This window comes from Psychrobacter sp. JB193, from assembly GCF_002285555.1.
GTDB lineage: Bacteria > Pseudomonadota > Gammaproteobacteria > Pseudomonadales > Moraxellaceae > Psychrobacter > Psychrobacter alimentarius.
This window is the reverse complement of the sequence record NZ_NRGY01000001.1, coordinates 1-16,700: the sequence shown is the minus strand read 5'-3', so window position 1 is coordinate 16,700 and position 16,700 is coordinate 1. Positions and strand designations below refer to the sequence as shown.

General features: G+C 40.6%; 16 protein-coding genes and 1 other annotated feature. Of the genes, 10 read left to right on the top strand and 6 right to left on the bottom strand.

The genetic code is table 11. The annotated features are described in order from the left end of the window. Positions 1 to 30: 30 nt before the first annotated feature. The gene (locus CIK80_RS00085; protein WP_095568375.1) at positions 31 to 900 is read left to right on the top strand and encodes a phytanoyl-CoA dioxygenase family protein; all 870 of its coding nucleotides are present in this window, start codon (positions 31 to 33) and stop codon (positions 898 to 900) included. 192 nt (positions 901 to 1,092) lie between these two features. On the opposite strand, the gene CIK80_RS00080 is transcribed toward CIK80_RS00085, so the two are convergent. The 4 genes from CIK80_RS00080 to CIK80_RS00065 form a co-directional block, all read right to left on the bottom strand. Continuing rightward, positions 1,093 to 1,983, bottom strand: a complete 891-nt coding sequence (locus CIK80_RS00080) for an alpha/beta hydrolase (RefSeq protein ID WP_095568374.1) — start codon at positions 1,981 to 1,983, stop codon at positions 1,093 to 1,095. 81 nt (positions 1,984 to 2,064) lie between these two features. Beyond that, positions 2,065 to 2,610, bottom strand: coding sequence for a PaaI family thioesterase (locus CIK80_RS00075; protein WP_095568373.1), 546 nt, complete (start codon positions 2,608 to 2,610; stop codon positions 2,065 to 2,067). 444 nt (positions 2,611 to 3,054) lie between these two features. After that, the gene (locus tag CIK80_RS00070; protein WP_095569471.1) at positions 3,055 to 3,507 is read right to left on the bottom strand and encodes a helix-turn-helix domain-containing protein; all 453 of its coding nucleotides are present in this window, start codon (positions 3,505 to 3,507) and stop codon (positions 3,055 to 3,057) included. A 218-nt stretch (positions 3,508 to 3,725) separates the two neighbouring features. Then, positions 3,726 to 4,613: a LysR family transcriptional regulator gene (locus tag CIK80_RS00065; protein WP_062844586.1), complete on the bottom strand. Its 888-nt coding sequence runs from the start codon at positions 4,611 to 4,613 to the stop codon at positions 3,726 to 3,728. 195 nt (positions 4,614 to 4,808) lie between these two features. Here CIK80_RS00065 and CIK80_RS00060 point away from each other — a divergent pair, with 195 nt between their 5' ends. The 4 genes from CIK80_RS00060 to CIK80_RS00045 all read left to right on the top strand — a co-directional run bounded on the left by CIK80_RS00060 (position 4,809) and on the right by CIK80_RS00045 (position 9,107). Then, positions 4,809 to 5,927: an alpha/beta hydrolase gene (locus CIK80_RS00060; RefSeq protein ID WP_095568372.1), complete on the top strand. Its 1,119-nt coding sequence runs from the start codon at positions 4,809 to 4,811 to the stop codon at positions 5,925 to 5,927. A 109-nt stretch (positions 5,928 to 6,036) separates the two neighbouring features. After that, positions 6,037 to 7,218, top strand: a complete 1,182-nt coding sequence (locus tag CIK80_RS00055; protein WP_095568371.1) for an MFS transporter — start codon at positions 6,037 to 6,039, stop codon at positions 7,216 to 7,218. A gap of 22 nt (positions 7,219 to 7,240) precedes the next feature. Further along, positions 7,241 to 7,765 (top strand): cyclophilin-like fold protein, encoded by a 525-nt coding sequence (locus CIK80_RS00050; RefSeq protein ID WP_095568370.1) that lies wholly within the window; start codon positions 7,241 to 7,243, stop codon positions 7,763 to 7,765. Between the two features lie 751 nt (positions 7,766 to 8,516). Beyond that, positions 8,517 to 9,107 carry a recombinase family protein gene (locus CIK80_RS00045; RefSeq protein ID WP_095568369.1) on the top strand — a complete coding sequence of 197 codons (591 nt, stop codon included), beginning with the start codon at positions 8,517 to 8,519 and terminating at the stop codon, positions 9,105 to 9,107. 253 nt (positions 9,108 to 9,360) lie between these two features. On the opposite strand, the gene CIK80_RS00040 is transcribed toward CIK80_RS00045, so the two are convergent. Continuing rightward, entirely contained in the window at positions 9,361 to 10,224 is an 864-nt protein-coding gene (locus CIK80_RS00040) for a DMT family transporter (RefSeq protein ID WP_095568368.1), read from the bottom strand. 147 nt (positions 10,225 to 10,371) lie between these two features. On the opposite strand from CIK80_RS00040, the gene CIK80_RS00035 reads away from it, so the two are divergent. Continuing rightward, positions 10,372 to 10,860, top strand: a complete 489-nt coding sequence (locus CIK80_RS00035) for a LysR family transcriptional regulator (protein WP_095568367.1) — start codon at positions 10,372 to 10,374, stop codon at positions 10,858 to 10,860. Here CIK80_RS00035 and CIK80_RS00030 read toward each other — a convergent pair. Beyond that, a protein-coding gene (locus CIK80_RS00030) for an IS3 family transposase (RefSeq protein ID WP_095568366.1) occupies positions 10,843 to 12,062 on the bottom strand; the annotation gives its coding sequence in 2 pieces (ribosomal slippage) (positions 10,843 to 11,786 and positions 11,786 to 12,062; 1,221 coding nt in all). The two genes, CIK80_RS00035 and CIK80_RS00030, sit on opposite strands and share 18 nt — an antisense overlap. After that, positions 11,671 to 11,787, bottom strand: a sequence feature (AL1L pseudoknot). It overlaps the preceding gene by 117 nt. Before the next feature lie 598 nt (positions 12,063 to 12,660). Between CIK80_RS00030 and CIK80_RS00020 the strand changes: the two genes are divergently transcribed. The 4 genes from CIK80_RS00020 to CIK80_RS00005 all read left to right on the top strand — a co-directional run bounded on the left by CIK80_RS00020 (position 12,661) and on the right by CIK80_RS00005 (position 16,425). Next, a complete protein-coding gene (locus CIK80_RS00020; protein WP_095568364.1) occupies positions 12,661 to 13,011 on the top strand; it encodes an IS630 transposase-related protein in 351 nt (116 codons plus the stop codon). Continuing rightward, a complete protein-coding gene (locus tag CIK80_RS00015; protein WP_143516767.1) occupies positions 12,986 to 13,510 on the top strand; it encodes an IS630 family transposase in 525 nt (174 codons plus the stop codon). The genes CIK80_RS00020 and CIK80_RS00015 overlap by 26 nt, the downstream gene beginning before the upstream one ends. A 667-nt stretch (positions 13,511 to 14,177) precedes the next feature. Next, positions 14,178 to 14,624 carry a large conductance mechanosensitive channel protein MscL gene (gene mscL, locus CIK80_RS00010; RefSeq protein ID WP_095568362.1) on the top strand — a complete coding sequence of 149 codons (447 nt, stop codon included), beginning with the start codon at positions 14,178 to 14,180 and terminating at the stop codon, positions 14,622 to 14,624. A 217-nt stretch (positions 14,625 to 14,841) separates the two neighbouring features. Continuing rightward, on the top strand, positions 14,842 to 16,425 hold the full coding sequence (locus CIK80_RS00005; protein WP_095568361.1) for a Fic family protein: 1,584 nt from the start codon (positions 14,842 to 14,844) through the stop codon (positions 16,423 to 16,425). The last annotated feature ends 275 nt before the right edge of the window (positions 16,426 to 16,700 follow it).

The window sequence follows — 16,700 nt, the reverse complement described above, 5'->3', positions numbered from 1 at the left end:
CAGCATAAGTAAAAAAGGAAGGAGTATTAAATGTTAACCAATGAACAAATTAAGCAGTATCACGATAGAGGTTATTTAGTAGTAGAAAACGCTATTGACTCTACTGATCTCACAGACCTTCTTAATCAAATAAATTTTTGGATAGATGAGAGTAAGGTACATACCGAAGCTTGGGGATCAACATTAGATGGTAGAGCAAGGTTTGATATTGATCCAAAAGATCACAGTGCTAAAAACCCGTCTCTACGTCGTGTTACATCACCGACAGAAATATCTGAGTCCTTTGCAGATATAGCACTTAAATCCAATATGTCAGAAATGGCAAGCGACTTGATAGGCGGTAATGGCACATGCTTTCACCATAGTAAAATCAATGCCAAGTTGCCCAATACGTCGACTACCGTCAAATGGCACCAAGACTTTCCATTTACGCCGCACACTAACGATGACATGCTTACGGCACTACTGATGATCGGTGAGGTTACGATGGAAAACGGACCGCTACTGGTGGTGCCCGGTAGTCATAAAGAAGATATGTTTTCCCATTGGGAAAATGGGAAGTTTGTGGGTAAAGTGAGTGATGACATAGAAGCGAAAAAATGCCAACAGTTTGTACCCTGTATCGGTAAGCCAGGTTCTATATGCTTTATGCATAGTAGGTTGCTGCATTCATCAGGGCCGAACAAAAGCGACTTGCCCAGATACTTATTCATCTCCGTATACAAGGCAGAAGATGCACACGCGCTATCACCAAACCCGCTACCAAGTAAGCATGAAGGCGCTTTGGTAAAAGGCGCGATAAGTGGTAATGTTAGATTGACTCCCAACCTTGTACAGCTGCCAGAAATACCTAAGGGTGCATCGTTTTTCACTCAGCAAGAAATGGCAACGATGGGTTAGTCTGATTTTAGATTACACAATAAAAACCAGTTGAATTACCGTATAAATAAAAGACTATAGGCTAGGCCTTATAGAGAGCATAACTTCTAGGGCTTAGCCTCTTATCGAATAGCTTTGATTGTTTAATTCCTCTAGTCCAAATGCTAGGTACTAGTTTGTTATTCCATTGCACATTACCGTTAAAAAAACGTCTTAACTATCATTAAACGCTTTCATAATGATGTTTGCACATTGTTCAGGCGCTTCCATTGGTAGCAGATGCCCATTATCCGACAGCTCAATGATTCGTTCACTAGGTACAAGGTGCTGCCAAACTTTACGAACTTTATCACTAATAAACATAGAAGGTTTACCAACGATAATAGTGTAAGGCAAACCAATAGTATTAAGGTCTTTTAAAGCGCCATTGACAAAGGGGGTATCGAAGTAGCTTGCCAACTCTTGCTCAGGGGTAAATAGCAAGTTGTATTGTCCTTGCTCATTTTGGATGAGACTATTTTTTGCAAAAACATAGAGATTGTTGTCATCAATACGCTTAAAGGCACGATGTGCCCGTAGATAGTTATAGTACGATTCAACGCTTTCCCACTGTGCTTGCTTGGCTTGTGTGCTTTTAAAAGGTTCTTGAGTTATCTTTAAATCGTCAGGTGCTGAGTTCATGATGAGCATCTGCGATTTGGTAAAAGTAACGGGCTCTATTAAGTATAGCTGTGAAAATAGCTCTGGACGCTTAGCAGCTGCAATAGCAGTAGCAGTGGCGCCTTGAGAATGGCCAATACCTACGACAGGCTGATCCTGTGTCTTCTCTAAAAAATCAATCAATATATCAGCATCTTGCTCGCGAGTGAGCTTCTTGACGGATGGTAGATCGTACCAATAACCACGCATGGCAAGACTGTTTATAGTAAATTGCTCACTGAGCTCGGTTAATAGCGGCAGATAGACACCAGCAGTAAAACCATTACCGCCATAAAAATGTGCAGGAGATAACGGCGCGTTTTCATTATTATTAACCAAAGCAGATAAGTCATAATAGCGGGCTTTTTTATCATCTAGAGTCATTGCCCGTTCGAATGCTTGCATAGTATTGCCCCTATTATTCGTTAACTATCAAAATTTTCATCAATTATCAAAAGCATATTAAGTAAAAATCTATCATTATGCTCATGGCTGCATATCAAATATCAAACAGGTTGTGGTGGCATGGGCATATAGTTTGCCATCAGGCCCAACGATACGACCTTCAGCCGTTGCGGTTTGTCTCCCGACATGGATAATATTAGCCTCAGCACGTACGAGCGGAATGGCTTTGGTCAAAGCTCGAATCATATTTACTTTAATCTCGAGCGTGGTATAGCCTTTGCCGGCGGGCAAGGTAGAATGAATAGCGCAGCCGACAGCAGAGTCAAGAATGGTACAAAACCAACCGCCATGTACGCTACCTAATGGATTGTAATGTTGCTGACTGGGTCGACCTTGAAAGATGGCTTTACCGCCTTGTATATGGATAGGAATAAAATCGAGCGTTTCACCAATCGGTGGTGAGGGCAACTCTCCTGCAAACATAGCATCAAAAAATGATTGGCCTCTCATACTGGCCAGTTGAGCAGGCGAGGTTATCCCTACAGAGCCTAATGTGGCGCGTATACGCGAATCATCAACTTGCCAATTAGCCAGCGTATTATTAACATCTGTTTTCGTAACATCCATTTTACAATCCTTGTGTATGGGTTGCTTATACATTCTATTTGGTGGGCGCAGCTTATAGAGGCCAAGCAGATTTTTGGCAAAGAATTAGTATAAGATAATATAGTTACTACTAAAAAGATAGTTACTACTAAAAAGATAGTTACTATTTATATTTATTATCGTACTTTCATTATTTCTAATAGAAGTGCTGGCAGGTAGCATAAAATTTTAGGCTATCTATGCCAATGTGCATGCATGAGGATGGTAGCTGTTGGTGAGTATGTATCGCTAAAAGAATTCTTTAAAGCAACAGAACGTGTGGGTGATTTAAAGGCGAGTTAAGCACGATTTTTTTTGCTGAATAACACGAACACAGGCAGTAGCTTATGAAAAAGAGTTGATTGTGCAAAATAAGGGTTGAAAAAGCATAAAGAAATATTAATTCTTAAAATCTATATAAAACGCTTATTTAAACTTTTTCTGGATGGCACGTTTACCAATCTCAACACCAGTCACTTTGTCAATGACGACAGGTTGAATCTCTTCACTTGTCTCAGAATCTACAAAAATAGCCCTCTGATCGTATTCTGAACAAGGCCTATGAGTAAGACCCCATTCCCTTAACATGAATAGTATCGGTAGTATATCTTGACCTGCATCCGTTAGTAGATACTCTTCGCGCGGTGGCTGTTTTGAGTAGCGGTGTTTTGTCAATACACCTTCCTCGACTAGAGTGATTAAACGTTTGGTCAATACCGACGGTGCAATGCCTAGACTGTTATGAAATTCATCAAATCGCGTCAGTCCCATATGAGCATCGCGTAAGATCAGCAAGCACCAAGGATCACCAAACACCGAAAGGTTGTGAGCGATAGGGCAAGCAATAAGGCTGGGGCGATCTAAAGACACTTTGGCCATAAATATCAACATTAATTTTTGATTTATAGATGATTATACCTTAAACGGTCGTAACTTTAGAGACCGTCTTTCAGTCGAGAGTATCGCCGTTTTTTTAGTGAGTCACCATTAAAAGACATCAAAATATTGCGCGAAACTGAATAGGGTTAGAAGGCGAAAATGTCTTCATAAATTATTTTTTTAGGAAAATTTTCGATGCTTTGCTACCTAAGTAAATATTATTTGAGCTTCAAAGCATCAATAACGGCTCGTAGCGCAGGTGACACATTGTGATGCGGATAATATAAATGAAAGCCGCTAAAGGTATGACTGAACTCTCTCAATATATGAATAAGCTTGCCGTTTTTTAGCTCATCTTTAATCATATCGATAGGGACATAACCTATACCCAGTCCTCGTTTTGCAGCATCAATCACTGAATAATCAGTCGAGAACACCCATTGTCCTTGCGTCTTTAATTTATATGGTTGACCATCAATCATAAAATCCCAGTGATACATACCGCCACCCATAAATCGATAGCCCAAGCAGTTGTGTTCGTTCAACTCTACAGGTGTTTTGGGAAAGCCAAACTCATGGAAGTAGTCTGGCGAACCAACCACAGCAATCTCCTCATCGTAGTCGATACGCACCGATATCATACCTTCAGTAACCAAACTACCAAAGCGAACCCCTGCATCAAATTGTGTGCTGATAATATCTGACAAAGCAGTATCGCTTATCAATTCCAATTCAATATCAGGATATAGCTGTTTGAATTTGGCCAGCTTTGGTAACAGCACTTTATCAATAGCATACTGACCAGCACTGATGCGCACCAACCCCGCAGGCGTTTCGCGCAAATGCTTGAGTCCATCTAACTTCTCATCTAATAAACTAAAACTCTGCTCAGCGGTCACAAACAATGCTTTGCCTGCATGTGTCAAAGACAAGCTACGTGTGGTTCTCGTGAATAGCTGTAGACCTAAGCGCTGCTCTAACAACTTAATAGAGCGGCTCAGTGCGGATTGTGATATCCCAAGTTTGACAGCAGCTTTAGTAAAACTACTCTCTTGAGCAACCAATAAGAAAGCATGCAGCTCATTATAATTCTCTTGTTGTCGCATATTCATAACCTGAGTGAATAAATAAAAGTTAAAAAATGGGTATTATCACTAGAATCGTAGAAGTATAAGATTATCTCATGACTTTAAAGAATATATTATAAACAATCTTGTCTTGTTTATAACACGGCTATTTCTACTCACACATTATGAATAATCATCAGATAAGTGATGATTTACTATCAAAAAGGACGACCAATGGCCTTACCATCAATGATCAAAAAGCTTAGCTTGGGAATACTGATTAGCTCAACTATCCTTGGGGCGAATCATATGGCACAAGCAGCCACATCTACCGTCCCACTTGTACAAAAATGGGATAAAACTTTTGCTAAAAGTGACAGCGTCACAAATCAAAAAGTAACATTCAAAAACCGTTATGGCATTACGCTCGCCGCAGATCTTTATATACCAAAAGCCTATAACGGCAAAAAGCTAGCAGCATTGGCTGTTGGCGGGCCTTTTGGTGCTGTAAAAGAACAATCATCAGGCTTATATGCGCAAAAGATGGCCGAACAGGGTTTTGTTGCTATTGCTTTTGATCCTTCGTATACGGGTGAAAGCAGCGGTACGCCTAGGAATGTAGCATCCCCAGATATCAATACGGAAGACTTCAGTGCGGCGATAGACTACTTAGGGTTACGTCCTGAGGTTGATAGAAATCGGATTGGCGCTATTGGTATCTGTGGTTGGGGCGGTATGGGTTTGAATGCCGCTGCGATGGATACGCGAATCAAAGCAGTCGCCACGACCAGTATGTACGATATGAGTCGTGCGATGGGACATGGGGTAGGTGACGGTGATGATCGCTATGATGCGGGCAATCGTCAAGCAGTATTGAAACATCTCAATCAACAACGCTGGATAGACGCAGAGAAAGGGCAGCCTGCGACGGCCAATCATGACCTATATGTAGACGATACCGGCAAAGTGACCACGGCAGATCGTATTTTGCCCGAAACTTTAGATAGCAATCCAAACCCTGTACAAAAAGAGTTTTTCGATTACTACCGCACGGATCGGGGTTTTCACAAAAATGCGGTGAACTCAAGCGGCGCATGGACGGCGACGATGCCTTTATCATTTATGAATATGCCACTGCTAAGCTATATTGACGAGATATCTCCGCGTCCTATCTTAATCATTGCTGGCGAGGATGCCCACTCGCTTTATTTTAGTAAAGATGCTTATCGAAAAGCCAAGCAACCAAAAGAGTTGGTCATTTTACCAAATACGAACCATGTCGATTTATACGATCGTATGGATAAAATCCCTTTTGATAAATTAACAGACTTTTTTAATAAAAGCTTGAAATAAAAAAAGAGAGTAGTGAGTTATAAAAATAACCGGCTACGTGATGGCCGGTTTTTCGTTTAGTTTAAAACCCATTTTTTAATAGATTCTCAATACAATATCGAGAGTGTGTATGCTGAACACCAAAGAAAAAGAAAAAAATGTAGAACAGCCCGCCTATTGGAGTGGGGTTTTTGCCATGACACTGTGCGTTTTTGCATTAATTGCCTCAGAGTTCATGCCTGTGAGTCTACTCACGCCGATTGCAGTAGATCTCAGCATCAGTGAAGGGATGGTAGGTCAAGGTATTGCTATTTCAGGTGCTTTTGCGGTTATCACAAGTTTGACGATTTCTCGTGTAGCAGGCAATATGAATCGTAAAACACTATTGTTGCTTTTAACCGCCATTATGGCCATGTCAGGCGTCATTGTTGCACTGGCGCAAAACTATATGGTTTACATGATTGGCCGCGCTTTGCTTGGGGTGGTCATAGGCGGGTTTTGGTCAATGTCGGTAGCTATGGCCATGAGATTAGTGCCACCCTCAGATGTACCGCGCGCCATGGCTATTTTTAACAGTGGCAATGCATTAGCAATGGTCATTGCAGCACCTTTAGGCAGTTATCTTGGCTCTATTATTGGTTGGCGCGGTGCTTTTTTCTGTCTCGTTCCTGTTGCCATTGTAACCTTTATTTGGCAATGGATTAGTTTACCTTCCATGCAGATTGACACAGATCAAACAGATAAACATCCCACTATTTTAGGGTTGCTCCGTAATCCTATCGTCATGATTGGTATGTTGGCAGTCAGTTTGTTTTTTATGGGTCAATTCTCACTTTATACTTACGTTAGACCTTTTCTAGAAACCATTACCCAAGTTGATATTTCCACCTTGTCGCTTATTTTGCTTGGCATTGGCGTGATGGGGTTTATTGGCACGTGTATTATCAATATATTTTTGGATCGTCGTTTTTATGCGACGCTAATTATGAGTCCTATTTTAATGGCAGTTATTGCATTGACTCTGATATTTTTTGGTACATCGACCATAGTTGTGGCCATATTACTTGGAATTTGGGGTCTTTTAGGGACAGGGCTACCTGTTGGTTGGTGGCGCTGGCTTGCTCAGACGTTGCCAGAAGATGCTGAAGCAGGTGGCGGCTTAATGGTCGCTGTGGTTCAGCTGTCCATTGCTTTTGGTTCTACACTGGGTGGTATTTTATTGGATCATAGCGGTTTTCAGGCAACGTTTATATTTAGCGCTGTTATTTTAGTGATTTCTGCGTTCTTAACATCGCGTTTGACCGCGCGGTAGCTACTTTAGGGGAGTTTGACAGATGAATGTGAACAACCGCATAATCCTTATGATGGCTGTTGGTATCTTGCCAGCATTGAGTGCTTGTGCTGACGATCAAAATGCCACATCAAACTCGTCCATTGTGCATGAAAGTTTGACGCAAAAAACAAGCCCCAATAATGCAAAACAAACAATATTAGAAAAGGAGCAGGTGAATATGTGGATGACAATTAATGGACATCGTTTTGAAGTGATGGCTGAAGACAGCGCGACCGCGCATGCTTTTGCGGCACAATTACCCTTAACGTTAAATATGGAGGATTTGCACAGTAATGAGAAGCACGCTCAGCTACCAAATGCACTACCAACGAATGCCAGTCGTGCAAATACCATTCATAATGGTGACATCATGTTGTATGGCTCATCAACGTTAGTAGTGTTCTATAAGAGTTTTCCTTCATCCTATTCTTATACGCGTATTGGTAGAGTGAGCCAGCCTGACAAGTTAGCCGATGTACTTGGACAAGGTAATGTGCAAATTGAATTTAGTCGTGATGAACGCTAATCAATGTCAGTGTCCCACAACAAAAATTTAAACGTCCACTAGGTTAGTGCTCCGTATTCCCATGAGAAACTCTAAGGAGCACATGATATATGATTGGTTTACTAGGCAGCGGTTATGGCGATTGAGAATGACACGTAGAACAAACCTTCAATTACTGTCTATTTAACTTATGGCTACCTAAATTTAGGTTCATAGTTTAAAAAAGATGATTGTCTAGTAAAAACAATAGCCTATAGTTAATAGAAAAATAAATGGTTCATGAACCTTAATATGTGACATAACCTGAGTACAATAACCTTTATTTAAACTGTTGGGAATCTCAACTGAGACACCTATGAGCTATGCAAAAGAAACCGTATAAGTAAATTTGGTAAAATAAGAATATTAACAGAAGCTTATCATGACTAAGAAAATCAGAATATACAATGCAGATTTAAAGGCTGAATCTGTCAAAAAAATATCATGCAACAGTAATGTTTTCAGCGTCTGCAAAGTAGATAAGTCTAGCCGTGCAGACATTATCTAACTGACCAAAAAAGCAGTGATCGATGTCCATTTGAAACTGGGAGTCTGCCTTAAATGGGTTTATCATTATGTTTAATAATTGCATCTGCAGGCGTATACCTAAAAAATAAAACCTCTAAACGATAATTCATCTATCATTAGACTTGTTATTAATGTTAAATGATAGTAATATCTTATTGTTATCAATGAACATTGATTATTAAGTCTAAATAATATAGGTGGCGTTATGACCGTTCGTATTTATGTGAGAGCCAGCACTAAGGATCAAGACGCTAAGAGAGCCTTGTCTGACTTGATTAGCTTTAGCCAAAGCTATAACGATAACCTTGTTGAGTACGTTGAGCATTTCAGTGGTACAAAGCTCGATAGGCCAGTATTAGCTAAGCTATTAAAGGACGCTGATCAAGGCGATATTCTGCTGGTTGAAAGCGTGGACAGATTAAGCAGGCTATCTCAAGATGATTTTGCAATTCTAAAGCAGCGCATCAAAGACAAGGGCTTGCGATTGGTGGTGGCTGATCTACCAACTACGCATACGGTAAGTAAAGGCATGACAGGTGAGATCCTAACAGTGATTAACCATATGCTGATCGACTTATTAGCAACGATGGCAAAGCTTGATAACGATAAGCGTAGAGAGCGTATTAAGCAGGGGTTGGCGAACAGTGGTTATAAGCCCACTGGTAAGAAGCCTAATACAACGAAACACAATCGTATTAAAGAATTAGCCAGTCAAAACAATATGACGAAAGAGGAGATTGCTAAGGCGGTTGGTGTTGGGGTGGCTACCGTTTATCGGGTGTTAAAGCAGGACTAACAGCTGAATAGTTGAGGTATTTTAAATAACAGTTTGTCTTTTTTATAGACACGATACTATTAGATACATAAGAACCAACTTGGAAGTTTTTAATCATGCAACCGACTTATTATAGTGTCTAACAAGTAATCTACAGTTTCGTCAAGCATGAACCGATGTAAACGTTAAATAACATTTTAGTCTGATTCATAACTTTTATTATTTCTTATTATTTATGGCACATCAGCTTGATTAGGTTTTAAAAGCTATTATCCTACCCAGTTTTTTGTCTAAGCCTCATAGATTCGAGAGTAGCTAGCCATATCAAAGGTAGGATAATCAGCGCAGAACCTATTAACAAAGTCATATTTGGTACTTCGTTAAACCATATGATTCCAACCACCACCGCCCCTAGTAAACCTGAGTATTCCGCACTAGAGACTTTGTATGCTTCAATGTGTCGGTACACCTGTACGCATATACCCGCATAAATCAAAATAAATACATTTGAACTGGCGGCCGTAATCAATGAGCGCCAATCAAATGGCTGTCCTTCCCAAATAGCCAAACCAAGCGCAAATGGGATTCCTAATAAATTGGTCAAAAGTAGCGTTTGATAGACAGTATGATGTTGTGGAAGTTTACGAACTAACAGATTGTTTAGCGCCATGGTTACCGCCACTATAAGGGCAAACACCGCCCCTAAATTGATCTGTTTCGGTTGTACGATAACGAGGATACCAGCAAAACCTAATATAGAGGCTGCGATAGTCGGAAAGTTTAATCTGTCTTTATAAAATAAAAAACCCAGTGGTAATACAAATAAAGGGGCGGCATAAAAAATAGCATTCGCAGTCGCAAGAGGCAGTGCTTGAAGAGACAGTACCATGAATATCACACCCAATAACCACACGTGACTACGAACAAAGTGCCATTTTATATTACTGAATAACTTGTTCTTTTTATTAATTAAGCAAAACGGCAACAGCATTAAAACCGCTGTGCATTGACGAAACAGGATAAATTGATATACCGCCGTCTCAGAGGGCAAGGCCTTTATCAAGGCGTCTGAGAAGACCGCAATGATATTTCCTAGTACCAATAGCGTCATGGCAAATGCAACACTCATCTTTGGCATTCTTAGCCTCCTCGCCCTACTCTAAATTCAGAAACTGTTAAAACCCCAATGGGTTCATGCTGATTTAACGATCTGTCAGGCAGTATATGCAAGTAACGCTATGATGTATAATGATATAAACCATACTTAGTATTAGCTGAGGTAATAATGGATTTGCCCCCATTGCGTGCCATACAATGCTTCGAATCCGTTGCACGACTTAACAGCTTTTCAAAAGCAGCAGAAAGCCTCAATGTGACACAAAGTGCCGTGAGTCACCAAATACGCATCCTTGAAGAGTATCTTGGGGAAGCAATGTTTTACAGGCAAGGCCGGACCTTTTCGTTGACAGAGGTTGGTGAGCGTTATTTCACAGATGTGAGTGGCGCATTGGGTCTACTTTCAGATAGTAGTCAGATTATTAAACATGGAAAACCTGGGCGTATACGCTTAGCTCTGTACAGTTCAGTCGCAGTGAATTGGTTGATTCCTCGACTAGAAGACTTCTATAGACAGTATCCAGAAATAGAACTTACTTTAGATATGGTTAATCATCCCTCTGATTATAATGAGCAAAGGGCCGATTGTTATATCACCGTCATGAACCGCCCCGACTATATCGGAGACTGTTTATTCAAGTTAAGCAGCAATGCCTAACAGATTAAGATTATCATAATACCGCTTCTCAAACTCAAAAGGTGACACATAGCCAATCGCACTATGCAGCCTTTTTTTATTAAACCAGTCCACCCATTCAAGGGTTGCTAATTCAACATCATTCACACCTTGCCACTGCTGTTTTAAATAATCAATCACCTCCGTTTTATACAGCCCGTTAACCGTTTCAGCCAACGCATTATCGTATGAATCACCCGTTGTACCAACAGAGGCGATCACACCAGAATCTGTCATTTTGTCTGTATAGCGGATAGACAAGTACTGAACCCCGCGATCACTATGATGAATCACATCTTTTGGATTATTTCTATCTGCTATTGCTTGGTTTAGTGCTGCCATCACCATATCGGTGTTCATACGATTAGATACCTTCCAGCCCACGATAGCGCGAGCAAACACGTCAATGATAAAAGCAGTATAAACCCAGCCGCTTGTCGTCTTGATATAGGTAAAATCAGCCACCCACAGCTGGTTAGGGTGGCGTGCGCTAAAGTTGCGATTGACCAAATCATCAGCGCGCTTCTGGTCATCACGGCTGTTGGTGGTTATCTTACCTTTACCGCGCCAAACCCCCTGCATGCTATGCTGCTTCATTAACCGCTCTACCGTACAACGAGCCACATGACTGCCGTCAGCCTTCATTTGCTGCCAGACTTTACGCGCACCGTAGCGGCACTTGCTGTCCTGCCAGATGCGCCTGATTTCACTGATGTAGAAGTCGTCATGTTGACTGCGTAATGAGCGCTTGTCAGGGCAGCTCTCCAAGTCTTTAGCACGGTAATAGGTTGATGGAGCAATCGGCAAGACTCTACAAATGGCTTGGGTCCCATATTCTGACTTATTCTCATCAATAAATTTGATCATCACTTCGGTGGGCGGTCTATTTCCGCCTGGGCGAAAAAAGCAGCTGCTTTCCTTATAATCTCATTAGCTTGCTTTAATTCTCTGTTCTCACGTTCAAGCGCTTTGATGCGCTCGGCTTGGCTTTGAGCTTGAACATTAGCAGGTATGGTTTGATCGATGTGCTTCTTATACCATGACCGCAAGGTTTCAGGCGTACAGCCAATCTTAGGGGCAATGGCTTGAATTGCAGACCATGTGGAAGGATATTCGTCTTTGGCTTCAATGAGCATGCGAACCGCACGCTCTTTCATTTCAGGGGTATAGTTTCGTGTTTTCATTGTCGTATTCTCTCAGAAAGTTGAGTCTCCGACAATCTCGGGGCGGTTCATCAATCCTCCTCCACATGCTTTCATCAGTAAGTTTTTATTTTCTGAAACTTTATATCCTGTTTGTGGTCAAAAGCTTTGGGAGAAAATAAGAGATAAACCCCTTCCTGACGCATTGTGGCGGCATCCAATATTGTCTGTCAGATATGCAGATACAAGCGAGAATACAGCGGAGGATTGGCTGCGGTGGTGTAAGGCAGGCGGATTTGAATTGCCAAGCGATATAAAGATAAATCATTTTAGTCATGTACTACTAGCGATAGAAGCCGCAAGGTACAATCTGGGCATTACTCTTACCAATAATTATATGATGCAGGATGACGCTTATAAACAAAATATCGTTAGAATTCCAATGCACGAATTCCTAACAGGGGATAACTTTTACTTCGTTTGCAAGGAATTAAAGAATAATCAGGATAATGTTATTAAATTATCTAAATGGTTAGAATCTCAGTGTGAGTAAAGAAGTCTTCTATCTTATTTGTTATAGTCAAGCCCACCTAAAAATGTTATAAACTAATTATCAAACCCAATTGTTATTATAAAGACCATGACTTACTCACTAGATTTTCGCAAGCAAGTACTAAAAATCTTAGACGAGGGTATGACCTTTGCCGAGGCAGCTGAGTTTTACAATCTGAGCCCAACCACCATACAAAACTGGAAGCGGCGTGTTCATAGCAAAACAACCAGGCAAACCAAACCTTATAAAATACCAAATGATGTGCTACTTAATGATGTCAAAGAACATCCTGATGATTACCAGTATGAGCGAGCTCGTCGCTTAAACTGTAATAAAACAGGCATTTATCATGCCCTAAAGCGCCTAGGCATCAGTCAAAAAAAAGACCTTAGAGCATCCAAAAGCCTGTCCGATCAAAAGAGCGATATACCACAGTAAGCTTAATAGCTTTACGCAGCAAGGCTATCCCATCGTTTATATGGATGAAAGTGGCTTTGAGGCTGAAACTATTCGTCCTTATGGCTATGCACCGATTGGTAAGCCTTGTATCGATAGCTACAACTGGCAAGGTAAAAAGCGAACCAACGTTATCGGTGCTCTATATGAAAAGATGCTGTTTGCACTAGATTACTTTGAGACAAACATCAACAGCATCGTCTTCTATCACTGGTGCAAACACACGCTAATCCCAAGTCTTAAAACCAAATGCGTGATTGTCATGGATAATGCCAGATTTCATAAGAATAAACGCATTCAAAAGCTACTGAACAGGCATGGTCATCGTATTTTATGGTTGCCGCCGTACAGCCCTGATCTGAACCCTATCGAGAAAAAATGGGCTCAGGTAAAGTTTCTACGCCAAGGCTGGTTGGAAAACGACTTATCCAAATTGTTTTATGATATTTGCCATAGTCATAACAATTTTATTTTGAACTGACTATAGAACTTATACTATTACGGATGAGTATGGCAAGCTTGATTACTGGTCTTATGAGAGTTATGGCGGCCTATATTTTGATAACGACAAACTGATTAAAATACATGCAAATTCTATTACTGATCGTCAATAGTAGGCTATACCTATCTTCCAAACTCATCTTTAATTTTCTTCATTTTTTGTTCTGCTGCTTCGTAAACCTTATAAGACTTATAGTCTTGTTAGACCTTCTGAGACAGTTATATCTGTATTACGCTAGTTAAGGCTTAGAAGACGCTTAAATAGGCTCTAGAGAGAAGAAACGACCATAATTGCATAGAATTCTGCTAAAATAAAAACTACAGCAACAGTTGTTGCTACAAGATTTGATAAGTTAAATTAGAGCTATGAGAATACAGTGGCTCGCGTTTATCTTTGGTTCAAATTGTGAATGTTCAATACACTCTAATTATTATCTTCTGTATTAGCGTTAAGTGTTATATCTAGCTAGATAGGATGAGTAGAAAATATCTCGTTCTATCTAGCTTTTTTTGTGTTGTGTTTTATATATAACCAAACAGAATTTATTAAAATACTGTGCTGTTCGATCATTATCAATGTATCCAGTTTTCAATCGTATATTTACACGCCGATCTACTTACAGACAAAAATTTTTAGGAGAGAAATTATGAGTATGGTATCTGAGTTTAAAGAGTTTGCTTTAAAAGGTAATGTAATGGACTTAGCTGTCGGTGTCATTATTGGTGGTGCATTTGGAACCATCACAACATCGTTAGTCGAAGACATCATGATGCCAATCGTCGCCTTTATTGCTGGCGGTGAAATCAACTTCAAGAATATGTTTGTGATATTAGGCGATGTGCCTGAAGGTATTGCTATGACTTATGACGCCTTGAAAGAAGCAGGCGTTCCTGTGTTAGCTTATGGTAGCTTTATCACGGTACTTATTAACTTCCTGATTTTAGCATTCATCATTTTCATGATGGTGAAGATGGTCAATAGATTACGTCGTGCGGATGAAGTAAAGGAAGAAGTGCCAGCAGGACCTTCAGAAGAAGTGCAGTTACTTCGTGAGATTAGCGCTAAGCTTAGCAATACGAATGTTACTAAATAAGAGAGTCTAACCTGAGATACTCTAATAGAATGAAAAAAGGAGCCCATCCAATTTGAACTCATTATATCCACTCAATACGCCCTTTGATCTTTATTTAAAGGTATCACAACGTCATATAAAAATCGATCTAATGCAGTAAGGCTTCATTATAATCATTATATTGCATTCATAATCGCTTTTCTGCAAAATGGCTTATCTATAATCGCTTGAGCCACTCATGATAAACACCCCTACCTTAGACCCTATTGGCGCAGCATGGCTTATCCGTCATGCAAGCATCGAGCTGGTTGCCCCTTTATATGTCAGCAGTAGTATCGGTGGGCGCAGGCAAACCTATAAAGACGGTGATGTCATCCATAACGCTTATCAGGAAACTGCGCGGCCACTGGACACTATCGTTGCGCACTTACAGTTTCACATGCGTCATGAAGTACTGAGTTTAGAGTTACTGACTCGTCTGTTTGAGCAGATAGGGGCTGATGATGTACAAGCATGGGTAAACGCTGAGCCCACAGGCAGCTATGCCCGTAGAATGGCTTTCTTGTATGAGTGGCTCATGGATAAGCAGTTAGCAGTACCGAATAATTTAGGCGGTAACTATGTGGATGCTCTAGATGCTAAGAAGCTGGTGACTTCAAGCCCTGCGCATGTCATCAAGAACGCTCGCTGGCGTATCAATGACAATCTAGCAGGAACCCGTCATTTCTGTCCTCAATTGGTGAAAACAGAGTTGTTTACGCAAGCCGCTGCACTCGATATTGCCACAATGGTTGACAAGCTGAACGATGAATTTGGGCAAGACTTACTGATGCGTGCCTCCGTATGGATGACATTACGAGAGAGTAAAGCCAGTTTTACTATAGAAGGTGAAGGGAAAGAGTTAAAACGTATTGAACGTTTCGCCGATGTAATGGCACGGCGTACCGGCACCGGTGACATTCCGCTTGATCCTGAATCATTGGCAGAATTGCAAAAAGAGATATTGGGTAGTAAAACGGTCATCCAGCAGTATGGTATCCGTCAATCCCCAGTTTTTGTGTCGCATACTCAGGTGAATGGCTTTAAAGAAATTGTGCACTATATCGCTCCACCTGCTGATGACATTGCTAATAAGTTAGGAGGGTTACAAGTATTTATGGAAAAGACCGAGGGACAATCAGCACTGATGCGTAGTGCTGTTGCCTCCTTCGCCTTTGTGTATATTCATCCATTAGCGGATGGCAATGGCCGCGTACATCGCTTTTTGATTAATGATGTCCTCAGACGAGACCAGGTCATTTATGAGCCGATTATCCTACCTATATCACAAGCCATTGCTGAGCATCCTTCAGACCGTCATGCCTATGATAAGATTTTAGACCGTGTCTCTGTGCCGCTTATGAAGCAAATCCGTGATCATTACAGCTTTGATAAACAGGCGATTACTTACCCTGATGGTATTCGCTCAAACTTAAATTTTGGAAATACTCACCTGATTCAACCTGCATGGCGCTTTATGGATCTAACGCCTCACGTTCAGTATTTATCAGGATTGATTGCTCATGTTATTGAAAAAGAGATGCATCATGAATCACAGTATCTAAGACAACATGACAATGCACGCCTTGCCATAAAAGAGATTGTTGAGATGCCCAATAGCTATGCCGATAGAATCATTCGCAGTATGCTGCAAAATAAGGGTGCTAAAAGTAATAAGTTACTTAAAGATTATCCGTTTTTAACAAATGAGGCGATTTGGGATGACATTTTCTCTGTCGTTGTAGAAACCTTTAAAGATGAAGCAAATGGTTTGAATAGTTAGAACAAATCCTGCTATACGCAGGAAAATCTGCCTTGATAATCAAGCTCAAGCTAGTATTAGTATCATCGTTGCGATAATGATTCGTTTATAAAAGATTCGGCTAAAATACTGCAACCTGAAACGTAATCAATATTTTTCTTACTTAAACAGAATATATTAGAGGAAATTTGATAACAGACCACTTTTATTTGACAGGATTATTACAGATCCTCAAAATAATTTTGAGTATTTGAGTATTTGAGTATTTGAGTATTTGAGTATTTGAGTATTTGAGT

Coding starts and splice junctions, on each gene's coding strand:
- CIK80_RS00085 (WP_095568375.1), top strand. CDS start 31: ATGTTAACCAATGAACAAATTAAGCAGTATCACGATAGAGGTTATTTA.
- CIK80_RS00080 (WP_095568374.1), bottom strand. CDS start 1,983: ATGCAAGCATTCGAACGGGCAATGACTCTAGATGATAAAAAAGCCCGC.
- CIK80_RS00075 (WP_095568373.1), bottom strand. CDS start 2,610: ATGGATGTTACGAAAACAGATGTTAATAATACGCTGGCTAATTGGCAA.
- CIK80_RS00070 (WP_095569471.1), bottom strand. CDS start 3,507: ATGGCCAAAGTGTCTTTAGATCGCCCCAGCCTTATTGCTTGCCCTATC.
- CIK80_RS00065 (WP_062844586.1), bottom strand. CDS start 4,613: ATGCGACAACAAGAGAATTATAATGAGCTGCATGCTTTCTTATTGGTT.
- CIK80_RS00060 (WP_095568372.1), top strand. CDS start 4,809: ATGGCCTTACCATCAATGATCAAAAAGCTTAGCTTGGGAATACTGATT.
- CIK80_RS00055 (WP_095568371.1), top strand. CDS start 6,037: ATGCTGAACACCAAAGAAAAAGAAAAAAATGTAGAACAGCCCGCCTAT.
- CIK80_RS00050 (WP_095568370.1), top strand. CDS start 7,241: ATGAATGTGAACAACCGCATAATCCTTATGATGGCTGTTGGTATCTTG.
- CIK80_RS00045 (WP_095568369.1), top strand. CDS start 8,517: ATGACCGTTCGTATTTATGTGAGAGCCAGCACTAAGGATCAAGACGCT.
- CIK80_RS00040 (WP_095568368.1), bottom strand. CDS start 10,224: ATGCCAAAGATGAGTGTTGCATTTGCCATGACGCTATTGGTACTAGGA.
- CIK80_RS00035 (WP_095568367.1), top strand. CDS start 10,372: ATGGATTTGCCCCCATTGCGTGCCATACAATGCTTCGAATCCGTTGCA.
- CIK80_RS00020 (WP_095568364.1), top strand. CDS start 12,661: ATGACTTACTCACTAGATTTTCGCAAGCAAGTACTAAAAATCTTAGAC.
- mscL (WP_095568362.1), top strand. CDS start 14,178: ATGAGTATGGTATCTGAGTTTAAAGAGTTTGCTTTAAAAGGTAATGTA.
- CIK80_RS00005 (WP_095568361.1), top strand. CDS start 14,842: ATGATAAACACCCCTACCTTAGACCCTATTGGCGCAGCATGGCTTATC.